This is a genomic window from Arthrobacter gallicola, from assembly GCF_014836775.1.
Lineage (GTDB): Bacteria > Actinomycetota > Actinomycetes > Actinomycetales > Micrococcaceae > Arthrobacter_B > Arthrobacter_B gallicola.
On record NZ_JACSQD010000005.1, the window covers coordinates 172,791 to 183,869 of the forward strand.

At 66.4% G+C, this 11,079-nt stretch carries 11 protein-coding genes; 2 read left to right on the forward strand and 9 right to left on the reverse strand.

Translation table 11 applies throughout. The annotated features are described in order from the left end of the window. Positions 1 to 89 precede the first annotated feature (89 nt). Both hutH and H9639_RS11955 read left to right on the forward strand, forming a co-directional pair. Positions 90 to 1,664 carry a histidine ammonia-lyase gene (hutH, locus tag H9639_RS11950; protein WP_318242073.1) on the forward strand — a complete coding sequence of 525 codons (1,575 nt, stop codon included), beginning with the start codon at positions 90 to 92 and terminating at the stop codon, positions 1,662 to 1,664. 9 nt (positions 1,665 to 1,673) lie between these two features. Then, entirely contained in the window at positions 1,674 to 1,979 is a 306-nt protein-coding gene (locus H9639_RS11955) for an acylphosphatase (protein WP_191808296.1), read from the forward strand. Positions 1,980 to 2,339: 360 nt separating this feature from the next. Here the strand turns inward: H9639_RS11955 and H9639_RS11960 are convergent, their stop codons facing one another. The 9 genes from H9639_RS11960 to H9639_RS12000 form a co-directional block, all read right to left on the reverse strand. Further along, positions 2,340 to 3,314, reverse strand: a complete 975-nt coding sequence (locus H9639_RS11960; RefSeq protein WP_191808297.1) for a hypothetical protein — start codon at positions 3,312 to 3,314, stop codon at positions 2,340 to 2,342. Between the two features lie 185 nt (positions 3,315 to 3,499). Continuing rightward, a complete protein-coding gene (locus H9639_RS11965; protein WP_191808298.1) occupies positions 3,500 to 4,591 on the reverse strand; it encodes an NAD(P)/FAD-dependent oxidoreductase in 1,092 nt (363 codons plus the stop codon). Then, positions 4,584 to 5,399, reverse strand: a complete 816-nt coding sequence (locus H9639_RS11970) for a protein phosphatase 2C domain-containing protein (protein WP_191808299.1) — start codon at positions 5,397 to 5,399, stop codon at positions 4,584 to 4,586. Before H9639_RS11970 ends, H9639_RS11965 begins: the two co-directional genes overlap by 8 nt. A 5-nt stretch (positions 5,400 to 5,404) precedes the next feature. Next, positions 5,405 to 6,301 carry an aminoglycoside phosphotransferase family protein gene (locus H9639_RS11975; protein ID WP_191808300.1) on the reverse strand — a complete coding sequence of 299 codons (897 nt, stop codon included), beginning with the start codon at positions 6,299 to 6,301 and terminating at the stop codon, positions 5,405 to 5,407. 125 nt (positions 6,302 to 6,426) lie between these two features. Continuing rightward, entirely contained in the window at positions 6,427 to 7,944 is a 1,518-nt protein-coding gene (gene gatB, locus H9639_RS11980; protein WP_191808301.1) for an Asp-tRNA(Asn)/Glu-tRNA(Gln) amidotransferase subunit GatB, read from the reverse strand. Then, positions 7,944 to 9,446, reverse strand: coding sequence for an Asp-tRNA(Asn)/Glu-tRNA(Gln) amidotransferase subunit GatA (gatA, locus tag H9639_RS11985; RefSeq protein ID WP_191808302.1), 1,503 nt, complete (start codon positions 9,444 to 9,446; stop codon positions 7,944 to 7,946). The genes gatB and gatA overlap by 1 nt, the downstream gene beginning before the upstream one ends. A gap of 7 nt (positions 9,447 to 9,453) precedes the next feature. Then, the gene (gatC, locus tag H9639_RS11990; protein ID WP_091606413.1) at positions 9,454 to 9,750 is read right to left on the reverse strand and encodes an Asp-tRNA(Asn)/Glu-tRNA(Gln) amidotransferase subunit GatC; all 297 of its coding nucleotides are present in this window, start codon (positions 9,748 to 9,750) and stop codon (positions 9,454 to 9,456) included. Positions 9,751 to 9,949: 199 nt separating this feature from the next. Next, positions 9,950 to 10,444: a GNAT family N-acetyltransferase gene (locus H9639_RS11995; RefSeq protein WP_191808303.1), complete on the reverse strand. Its 495-nt coding sequence runs from the start codon at positions 10,442 to 10,444 to the stop codon at positions 9,950 to 9,952. A gap of 139 nt (positions 10,445 to 10,583) precedes the next feature. Then, positions 10,584 to 11,030, reverse strand: a complete 447-nt coding sequence (locus H9639_RS12000; protein WP_191808304.1) for a TraR/DksA family transcriptional regulator — start codon at positions 11,028 to 11,030, stop codon at positions 10,584 to 10,586. Positions 11,031 to 11,079: the final 49 nt, after the last annotated feature.

An 11,079-nucleotide genomic window follows, 5' to 3' on the forward strand; every position in this document is an offset into this window, starting at 1 on the left:
TTTCACTGGATGAAATGCCAGTACCATTCTTCGGCATTTGATTCCGTTCCCGTTGCACGCCGCATCGGATCCAGGCATTGTGAGGTTTCGTGATTTCCCCCCAAAGCACCGCCGTTACCGTGGCCATCGGCCCCGGCCCGCTCGACCCCGCCTCAATTCTCGCCGTCGCCCGGAACGGTGCCGCGGTCCAGCTTGCACCGGAAGCCCTGACGGCAATGGAGTCCTCCCGCACGGTCATCGAGGCCCTCGCAGCGGACACTCTGCCCCACTATGGGGTCTCCACCGGGTTTGGGGCACTCGCCACCAAACAAATCCCCACAGACCAGCGGGCAGAGCTGCAGCGCTCCCTGGTCCGCAGCCACGCGGCGTCCACGGGTGCGGAGGTGGACCGGGAGGTCGTCCGCGCTCTGATGGTCAACCGGCTCTCCACCCTCGCGACCGGACGCACCGGTGTCCGCCCCGCCGTCGCTCAGGCGTATGCAGCACTGCTCAACGCCGGCATCACGCCCACGATCGGCGAATACGGTTCGCTGGGCTGTTCCGGTGACCTCGCTCCACTGTCGCACTGCGCCCTGGCGCTGATGGGCGAAGGCCGGGTGCACGACGCCGGTGGGCAGGCCATGGACGCGGCCCAGGCGCTGGCGGCGGCTGGGCTGGAACCCCTGGAGCTACGGGAGAAGGAGGGCTTGGCGCTGATCAATGGCACCGACGGCATGCTGGGGATGCTGACCCTGGCCATCGCGGACCTGCAGCAGCTGCTGGCCGTCGCGGATATCGCCGCGGCCATGAGCGTGGAGGGACTGCTTGGGACTGCCGCTGTTTTCGCGGCAGATCTGCAGGGGCTGCGTCCGCAGCCGGGCCAGGCTGAGTCCGCAGCCAACATCCGGGCGGTGCTCGCCGGCTCTGCACTGGTGGAAGAGCAGAACGGGGAAACCTTCACCCGGGTCCAGGACGCCTATTCACTGCGCTGCGCACCCCAGGTGCACGGCGCGGCCCGGTCCACCCTCGCCCACGCCGAGCATGTAGCTGCGTGTGAGCGGGCGTCCGCCATCGATAATCCGGTGGTCACGGTGGACGGGCGGGTGGAATCGAACGGCAATTTCCACGGCGCCCCGGTGGGCTACGTCCTGGATTTCCTCGCGATCGCCGTCGCCGACGTTGCCTCCATGAGTGAGCGGCGGACTGACCGTTTCCTGGACCGTAACCGCAGCCACGGACTGAACCCGTTCCTGGCCCATGATCCCGGTGTCGACTCCGGCCACATGATCGCCCAGTACACCCAGGCCGGTATTGTCTCGGAGCTCAAGCGGCTGGCGGTTCCCGCGTCCGTGGATTCCATTCCCTCCTCTGCCATGCAGGAGGACCACGTCTCGATGGGTTGGGCCGCCGGACTGAAACTGCGCCGTGCGCTCGACGGTCTGGCACGGGTGCTGGCCGTGGAACTGCTGACATCAGCGCGTGCCCTGGATATGCGCGACGGCGGCATCGACACCGCCCGGACCGCTCCGGTCTCCACCGCAGTGCGCCGGATTATCCGCACCCAGGTCCAAGGACCGGGTCCGGACCGCTTCCTGGCACCGGAGATTGAAGCGGTTTATGCCCTGGTGTCCAGCGGGAGCCTGCTGGAAGCGGCGAACGGTGTGCTGGCGCAGCCGCTGGACTAAGCTGCGGGAATGGATTCAGGGCAGTCAACGCAGGAGCCAGGCAACAGCATCCGGGTCACGGCCGCAGTCAACGGGATGGTCCAAGGTGTGGGCTTCCGCTACTGGGTAATGCGGCGGGCGTTAAACCTGGGGCTGACCGGGACGGTGATCAACCGAGCCGACGGGTCCGTCCTCATCACGGCGGAAGGTCTGCCCTCGGCTGTGGACGGTCTCCTGGAGCAGGTGCGGTCCCCATCTGCTCCGGGCGCGGTTCACGACGTCGAAGAACACCGTTCCGCTGCCACGGGAGAATTTGAGGGTTTCGCCGCCGGATAAGCCGCCGCAGTAATGGGAGCAATTTACGGCGGCAGGGCCGGATAAAATGCGCCGCGGTGCTGAGCGGAAACAATGCGCGGCAGTGTAGAAAAAAGTGTCCGGACATGAAGAACGCCGGCAGACTATGGGCTGGTTGGGGGGAACAACCCTAGTCTGCCGGCGCCGGATAGTTCACTACGCTATCCATTCATCACTCGCACCCTTATGAGGTATTAACTACATTAGGACACCGGTCTGGAAGGCTCCTGTCAGCAAGCTGGCAACTCCCTGAGAACGGCTGCTCTGTCCTCCGGGCATAGCTCCCGTACCACCTTGAGGCTGACCTCGTTCGGCTGACTCCTGGGCCGTGGCCTGAGAGTCTTACGCTGCTTTCCGGAGCCCTTGGCCGGACTGCGCGTCCTGGCCGGGCTTCGTGCCTCGGCCCGACTGTGCGCCCTGGCCGGGCTTCGGGCCTTGGCCCGACTGTGCGCTCTGGCCGGGCTTCGTGTCCTGACTGGCTTGTGCACCGGACTGTGTGCCGCCGGCCGGGGATCCGCCGGTCTGGGTTCCAGTTGACTGCTTTCCAGCAGGTGCCTGGATCCCCTCAGTCTTATTGCCCTTGCCCCGCTTCTTTTTCTTGGACGCAGCCTTTTTGTTCACGGGGGATTTCACGGCTGGAGCTTTGGGCGCTGCGGACTCGGCCGCACCCGGCTTACTTCCGGAGGCACCTGCCGGGCTCCCGGAGCTGGAAGGCTTCGAGGCCTGTGCAGCCTTCCCCGGACCAGCAGCCTTCGCGGCCTGAGCAGTCTTTGCGGTCTGAGCTGACTTTGCTGACTTTGCAGACTTCCCCGGACCAGCAGACTTCGCGGCCTTCGCAGCCTGAGCAGTCTTCGCCGGCTGTCCAGGCCCGGAAGCTGCTTGCCCACCGGCACTTTTCGCCGGGGAAGCCGAAACCACTGCGGCCGTCTCCTCACCCAAGATAGACGCGGACTGCGGCTGGCGGGTGTGAGGCCGGCTCGAGAGGGGGCTGCTGAGGCGGGCGTCGTGGCGCGCCGGCAGCAGGGCTTCCATGAGCTCCTCCGTGGCGGAGCGCGTGGTGTCCAGGAACACGGCTGCTGCTGCGTCGTCCGGGGCGGTCTCCGTCCGGTGGATGGCGGAACGTTTCACCAGCCGGTACAGGGCCGAGGCAACCACCAGCAGGGCAATGCCGGTGCCGTACATCAAGGTCAGGGAGAGGGCCAGTGAAGTCGTCCCGCCGGAGAAGAACCCATATCCCGCAATTGCCAGGACCAGCCAGATAATGCTGACAACAGTGCAGACAGAACGCACTTTGATGTAGAAGGGACGTTGCTGCACGTCCGCAATCTGCGGCGGCAAAATATCAGGCACTGATGAGACCTCTCAAAGCACAAAACGGCAGGACTAAAAGTGGAAGTTGGCCGGGGCCATCCTGCTCTTCAACTGTAAGGACCGCCACGGACCTTGCTGACCATTCCCGCGCCCTTTGGCCGATTTGTTACTTACAGTCGATGAGATCTTGCTCACAGTCCATCGCGGGCGGGTGAGAGCGCCGCGGCGGCATCAACCGGGGTCCGCCTGCCGAGCAGTTGGGCCGCGGCCAATTCGGCAATTCCGGACGAGGTTTGAAACCCGTAACCGCCCTGCCCGGCGAGCCAGTAGAACCCGGGAACGACGTCGTCGTATCCCACCACAGGCAGACCGTCCGGAGCTTCGGTGCGCAGACCCGTCCAGGCACGCCGGACTTCCCCAAGCCCCAGAGACGTCACGGAATTGACCAGGGAGATCAGCGCATCGATGTCCTCGGGGCGGTGCCGGGCGTCCTCCGAGTGGCTGGGAACAGCTTCGGAGGGAGAGACCAGCACACCGTCGGCATCGGGCCGGTAATAAAAGGTTTCCAGCGCGCTTGCCACCATGGGACCGTCCGGTGCCGGCGGGTTGGCCGCCTCCACGATCGCGGCGGTCCGGCGGTAAGGCTGCAGGCGCCTCGAACGGGCTCCAAAGACGCCGGCGACGGAATCCGCCCAGGCGCCGGCGGCGTTCACCACGGTGGAGGCTCGGAACCTCTCCCCCGCCGCGGTGACCAGCCAGTCCCCGGATGCAGTCCATTCTGCCGTCTCCACCCGGCACCCGGTCAGGATGCGGCCGCCGAAGGATTCGATGCGTCTGTGGTGCCAGTCCAACAGAAGGCCGGTATCGCAGGATACTGAGGTGGTGTCCAGGCCGGCGGCCGCGAAGGCTCCGGCGTGCAGTTCCGGTGCCAGCCCGGCGGCCTCGGCCATGGTGATCGGGTGCATGTGTCCGCTGGCCTGGTCGCGGACGTCCTCTTCGTCGCCCACCAGGAGGAAGGAGCGAGGCGTCAGCATCGGCTGCGGCAGCTCCGCTTCCAGTTCCCGGATCAGGGCAAGCGTCCGTACGGTCAGATCCTGCACCGGAGGCGGCCCGTAACTGGGGATCAGCTGCCGGGCGGAGCGGGAGGAGGTGTGGTACGCCAGGGTGTCTTCGGCTTCAAGCAGCACGACGCCGGTGTCCGGGGCCAGCGCTGAAGCCAGCGACAGCCCGGCAATGCCACCGCCGATAATCAGGACCTGTGTCTGCGGAGGAGGACTAGGCACCGGGCACCACCGTCAGAATGGTCGCATCGTCAGCTTTCTCCCCGGCTGCCAGCTGCCGGCCGCGAAGCTCCAGCAGGAGCCGCTGGGCACCGATGGGAGTCGAGGCAGCACGCAGGAGGCCCGCTGGTCCGTCCACCAGGCCCAGCTCGACGGCGCGCCACGCGCCGTCGGAGACCAGGACCAGCCGGCGTGGCCGCGGCAGCCGCTGAAGGTGCGCGTGCTGGACAGCTTCCGGTTCCCGCCGCGCCACCCACAGCCGGCCCGGCGTATTCCGCAGTTCTCTGTCCCGGCGGAGCAGTTCCTGGGTCTGTTCGGGACCGGCCGGCTGTTCCCGGTGCACCCGCAGGTCTGCCGGCTCGCTGGTCACATGGGCCACGGATCTATCCTCCAGCTCGAGAACGGCGTGGCAGTCGGCGAGCACCAGCACCTCCACACCGCCGCCGGTCAGCTGTGCCAGGCACAGCGCTGCACTCGGGAACCTGGCCCGCTCCCCCGCGGCGCGTTCCTCCGCCACCGCATCCACCCGGCGGAGGGCGTCCGCAAGGACGGCACGGGCCGCTGAGTGCTCAGATTCAGCGGCAGCCGCCGAACGGGCAGCTTCCCCCAGCAGCAGGTCCAGTGTCCGGGCATACCAGGACGGATTGGACGGTCCCGGAAGATCAAGTTCGGGAAGCAGGGAGGTGGCTCCGTCTATCACCCAGGCGCTGGCTCCGGCGAACCCGCAGCTGTCCTCAATAACGTGCCCGTCACCTTCGGTCTGGACGCGGACGGAATGTCTCCAGTTGATGGGCATAGCCCATTGTGGCATGCACCCTAAAGCCACGTGAGATCGTCGGTGAGGATCTCCATCAGGGTCTCGGATCCCACCAGATACAGTCCCGGATGTCTTTCGGCTCCCGCCAGGAGATTCGAGGCCATGCAGACAGCCCAGCCGCGGGCCCGCAGCCAGACAGCGGGATCGCCGTCGTACTGGCTGCCCAGGAAACCGTGCAGGCGCCGGCGGCCCACGCCGTCGAAAACCAGCCAGGCGGCGGCAAGGTCGGTGGCCGGGTCCCCGGCGGTCAGATCCCCGAAGTCGATGACCGCCTGCAGGGTTCCGTTTTTGGCGATCAGGTTGGCGGGGTGCAGATCGCCGTGCAGCCACACGGGGTTACCGTTCCACGGCGGCAACGCGGCTGCCTGCTCCCAGATCTCGGTGATGCGGGCCGCGTGCGGGACCATGCCGGAGCGCAGCCGTTCCTGAACCGCCTGGCTGCGGGTGGCCAGGGGCCCGCCCACCACGGGGTTGGGCGGATAGTCCCGGGGCGCCTCACGGTGGAAGGTATTCAGGAAATCCCCCAGCGGTGCAGCCAGGGCGACGTTCCGGTCCCGCGGCTGGGAGGAGACGTCCAAGCCGTCAAACCACTCGCTGATGCTCCACGGGTACGGATAGGACTCCTCCGGTACACCCGCGTACAGCGGGACTGAGGTTCCGATTTTCAGGGACGCCGTGAGTTCGGGAAGCCAGCGCTGTTCTTTTTCCATCAGGCCGGCAACGCTCTGCCGGCGGGGAAGGCGGACCACCAGCTCCGGACCGAGCCGGTAGACGTGGTTCACCCACCCGTCCCCCACTTGTGTCAGCGGGTGGTGCGCCAGCTGCGGAAACTGGCTCTGCAACAGGGCACGGACCAGATCTGCATCCACTGCAAGCTGGGCCGGGACCGTAGACATGCTGAGCACCCTACCCTGCGCCCCGTCCCGTGCACAGACGCCTTAACGCAGCCCGGCTCCCGGTCCGGAACTCCCCGCAGGGAAGCACCGGGCCGGAAGCCGGAGCAGGAGTGAACAGGCCTGGGTCAGCCCTGCACACCCAGGCGTTCGAGGATCAGTTCGCGGACCCGGCCGGCGTCGGCCTGGCCGCGGGTGGCCTTCATCACGCCGCCGACGATCGCGCCGACAGCCTGGATCTTGCCGCCGCGGATCTTGTCTGCAACATCCGGAGCAGCCGCCAGGGCGGCGTCGATGGCTTCGAGCAGGGCTCCGTCATCAGAGACGACGGCGAGGCCGCGCTTTTCGATGACTTCCTCCGGGCTGCCTTCGCCGGCGAGGACGCCGTCCAGGACCTGGCGGGCCAGCTTGTCGTTGATCTTGCCGGCCTGGACCAGGCGGTCCAGCTCAACTATCAGTTCCGGAGTGACACCGGTATCCACCGGATCCACTTCGGCTTCCTTGGCACGCCGGGCCACTTCACCCATCCACCATTTGCGGGCCACCTGGGCGGAGGCGCCCGCTGCAATGGTTTCCTCGATGGCTTCCATCACTCCGGCGTTGACGACGTCGCGGAACTCGGCGTCGGAGTAGCCCCAGTCGGTCTTGAGCCGCTTGCGGCGCTCGGCCGGCGGCTCGGGCAGGCGGGAGCGCAGCTCTTCGATCCACTCCGGGGTGGTGACCACGGGCAGCAGGTCCGGTTCCGGGAAGTACCGGTAGTCATCGGCGTCGGACTTGGGCCGGCCCGACGTCGTCGAGCGCGTGTCCTCATGCCAGTGACGGGTTTCCTGGACGATCTTCTCGCCGGATTCCAGGACGGCGGCATGCCGCTGGATTTCGAAGCGGACCGCGCGTTCGACGGCGCGCAGCGAGTTCACGTTCTTGGTTTCGGACCGCGTGCCGAACTTTTCCTGGCCGTACGGGCGCAGGGAGACGTTGGCGTCGCAGCGGACGTTGCCGCGCTCCATCTTGGCGTCGGAAACACCGAGGTTCTTGACGATTTCCCGGATGGCAGCCACGTAAGCCTTGGCGAGCTCCGGTGCGCGGGAACCGGCGCCCTCGATCGGCTTGGTCACGATTTCCACCAGCGGTACACCGGCCCGGTTGTAGTCCACCAGGGAGAAGTCGGCGCCCTGGATGCGGCCTGCCGCACCGCCCATGTGGGTGAGCTTTCCGGCGTCTTCCTCCATGTGCGCGCGCTCGATCTCGACGCGGAACACGGTGCCGTCTTCGAGTTCAACATCCAGCCAGCCGTCGTACGCAATGGGATCTTCGTACTGGGAGGTCTGGAAGTTCTTGGGGGTGTCCGGGTAGAAGTACTGCTTCCGGGCGAAAGTGCAGGATTCGGCGATCTTGCAGTTCAGCGCCAGGCCGATCAGGATCGAGTACTCCACGGCGGTCTTGTTCACCACCGGCAGCACGCCGGGCAGGCCGAGGTCCACCGGAGTCACGTTCGTGTTCGGTTCGTCGCCGAAGACGTTCGGGGCGTCGGAGAACATCTTGGTTTTGGTGTTGAGCTCCACATGGACCTCAAACCCGAGAACCGGATCGTACTTCTCGATGGCCGTCTCGAAGGGAAGGGTCTCTTCCTGGGTGTGCACGGACATTACTTCACTCCTCCGAGTACGGGGGCTGAGGCCAGCAGCGGGCCGCCCCACTTCTGCTCCAACAGGCCTTCCAGGGCTGCGCCGGCCCGGTACAGGCGCACGTCCTCGCGGGCGGGTGCCAGGAACTGGATGCCCACCGGCAGCCCGTCGGCCAGGCCGCCGGGAATGGAGATGCCCGGGACGCCGGCCATGTTGGCCGGAATGGTGGCGACGTCGTTGAGGTACATGGCCAGCGGATCGTCCAGCTTCTCGCCGAGCTTGAACGCCGTGTTCGGCGAGGTCGGGGAGATCAGCACGTCAGCCTGTGCAAACGCGGCATTGAAATCGCGCTGGATCAGGGTGCGGACCTTCTGGGCCGAGCCGTAATAGGCGTCGTAGTACCCGGCGGAAAGGGCGTAGGTGCCCAGGATGATCCGGCGCTTGACCTCGTCGCCGAAGCCGGCGGCGCGGGTAGCACCCATCACGCGCTCGATCGTGAGCGGCGGTTCGGCGGGCAGCCGGCGCATACCGTACCGGACGCCGTCGTACTTCGCCAGGTTCGAGGAGGCCTCGGACGGCATGATCAGGTAGTAGGCGCCCAGGGCGTACTTGAAGTTCGGGCAGGAGACCTCAACGATTTCCGCGCCGGCGTCCTTGAGCAGTTCCAGCGACTCGTCAAAGCGGGCCTGCACGCCGGGCTGGTAGCCCTCGCCCTGCAGTTCCTTAATGACGCCGATGCGCATGCCGGCGACGCTGCCGTTGCGGGCAGCCTCCACCAGGTTGCCCACCGGGTCGGTGAGGGACGTGGAGTCGCGCGGGTCGTGCCCGCCGATGACTTCCTGCAGCAGGGCGGCATCCAGCACGGTCCGGGAGACCGGGCCGATCTGATCCAGTGAGGACGCCATCGCGATCGCACCGTAGCGCGAAACTCCGCCGTAGGTCGGCTTCACGCCCACCGAACCGGTCACGGACGCGGGCTGGCGGATGGACCCGCCGGTGTCGGTACCGAGGGCCAGGGGCGCTTCGAAGGCGGCGACGGCGGCTGCCGAACCGCCGCCGGAGCCGCCGGGGATGCGGTCCAGGTCCCACGGGTTGCGGGTGGGGCCGTACGCCGAGTGCTCCGTGGAGGAGCCCATGGCGAATTCGTCCAGGTTGGTCTTGCCAAGCATCGGCATGCGCGCAGCGCGGATCCGGGAGATCACGGTGGCGTCGTAGGGGCTCATCCAGCCTTCGAGCATCTTCGAGCCGGCCGTGGTGGGCTGGCCCACCGTGACGATCAGGTCCTTGATGGCGATCGGAACGCCGGCCAGGGTGTGCAGCTCTTCGCCGGCGGCACGGGCCTTGTCCACACCGGAAGCCACTTCGAGGGCTTCGTCGGTGTTGACGTGCAGGAACGCGTGGATGTCGCCGTCAACGGCGGCAATGCGGTCCAGGTGCGCCTGGGTGACCTCGACGGCGGAGACTTCGCGGGAAGCCAGCTTTTCTGCCAGTACGGCAGCGCTGGAGGTAATCAGTTCACTCATGGAAGTCTTACTCCTCATCCAGGATGGCAGGGACCTTGAAGCGGCCTTCAGCATTGTCCGGCGCGCCGGACAGGGCCTGCTCATTGGTCAGCGTCTGCCCCACCACGTCCTCGCGGAACACATTCGCCAGCGGGATCGGGTGGGAGGTGGCCGGGATGTCCTCGCCGGCAACTTCGCTTACGGATTTGATCGAATCCACGATGACGTCGAGTTCGCCGGCCATTTTGTCCAGCTCGTCGTCGGTCATCTCAATGTGGGCCAGCCGCGCCAGATGCGCCACCGCCTCACGATTGATCTCAGACATGAGTCTCCCATGCGTCTTATGCAGTATTTTCGGCTTCCACCGGTATCCCTACCAGTCTACGGCGTGCGGCAACACAGTTCAGGCGGCATGCGCCGGACGCGCTGCGGGAGGCAGGGTCGTCGCGGTCCGTGTGCAGATATGGCGACCTTTTTTCGCGGAAGGTCGCCATACCTGCACACTGAGCAGCGGCTGCCGGGAACTAGAGCTCCAGGCGGAAGACCCAGAGGACGTAATCTTCGCCAGGCACGGTCCAGTCACGTTCCGGAACCCGCTCGAAACCAAGCGAGAGGTACATGCTGTGCGCTCCGAGCATGCTGGTCATGCTGGTCAGGGAGACAGCGTGGATGCCGTCCAGGCTGCGGGCATAGTCCACAATGGCGCTGACCAGCGCCCGGCCCACTCCCCCGCGCTGCACGGCAGGATCGACGGCGAGCATGCGGAATTCCAGTTCACCCTCGCCCGCAATGTCCGCGTAGGGCTGGCCGGCGAAGGTGACTGCCGCAGACCCGGCGACGGCGCCGTCCTTTTCGGCCACCCAGAGTTCTGCGTGCTCGGCACGGTGTTCCACGTTTTCGAGATCCTGGACATAGGGATTGTCCGCGTCGATGAACCCGGCCTTCAGGTAGGCGTCACGGGTAATCCGGCGAATGTCTTCAAAGTCTGCTGGGGTAGCCCGCCGGACGGTGATGCTCATGGGTGTTACGGATCCTTACGTGGGGGTTGATTTCCAGCGTAAATTCTATCCGCAGCCAGGCATCCGTCCGGCCGGAGAAGGCCTTTGGCCCAGGTGAGCCCGAACACACGGCGGCCTGACCATCCGGTGGCAGGAGGGTTTAGTGCCTCCTGGCGGCCGCCGAACAGGCCACGCAGTAGCGGGCCTCGGGCCGGATTTCCAGCCTGGCTTCCGGGATCGGCTCCCCACAGCGTTCACAGATTCCGTAGACCCCGTCATCCAGCCGCACCCGGGCCAGGAGCATCTCCGCCAGCGAGGCCTCCAGCGCCGCGAGCATCGACATTTCATTGGCACGTTCCACGGTGACCGTGGTGCCCTCGGGATCATGCTCATCATCCGCCGGGGTGTCCTTAGCAGCGGCCGTGACTTCCCGGATATCTGCCAGGACGGAGTCGATCTTCCTGCGGACGTCGGCGATATGTTCGTCGATAATCGCGGCGAACCGGGCGGTATCCAGGTCCGGCGGGGTCTGGGGTTTGGGTGCCGGGACGCGTGTGGTGACCGCGGACGGCGACTTCCGCGCTGCCGGAGTGAGTTTACGGGTCATGATGCATCCTCCCGGGCTCCAAGGAGCTGTGCTGAACTCCCCCAATTAT

Bases quoted from the DNA above. Each gene is read 5' to 3' on its own strand.
- H9639_RS11955 (WP_191808296.1), top strand. From the start codon at position 1,674: ATGGATTCAGGGCAGTCAACGCAGGAGCCAGGCAACAGCATCCGGGTC.
- H9639_RS11970 (WP_191808299.1), bottom strand. From the start codon at position 5,399: ATGCCACAATGGGCTATGCCCATCAACTGGAGACATTCCGTCCGCGTC.
- H9639_RS11975 (WP_191808300.1), bottom strand. From the start codon at position 6,301: ATGTCTACGGTCCCGGCCCAGCTTGCAGTGGATGCAGATCTGGTCCGT.
- gatB (WP_191808301.1), bottom strand. From the start codon at position 7,944: ATGTCCGTGCACACCCAGGAAGAGACCCTTCCCTTCGAGACGGCCATC.
- gatA (WP_191808302.1), bottom strand. From the start codon at position 9,446: ATGAGTGAACTGATTACCTCCAGCGCTGCCGTACTGGCAGAAAAGCTG.
- gatC (WP_091606413.1), bottom strand. From the start codon at position 9,750: ATGTCTGAGATCAATCGTGAGGCGGTGGCGCATCTGGCGCGGCTGGCC.
- H9639_RS11995 (WP_191808303.1), bottom strand. From the start codon at position 10,444: ATGAGCATCACCGTCCGGCGGGCTACCCCAGCAGACTTTGAAGACATT.
- H9639_RS12000 (WP_191808304.1), bottom strand. From the start codon at position 11,030: ATGACCCGTAAACTCACTCCGGCAGCGCGGAAGTCGCCGTCCGCGGTC.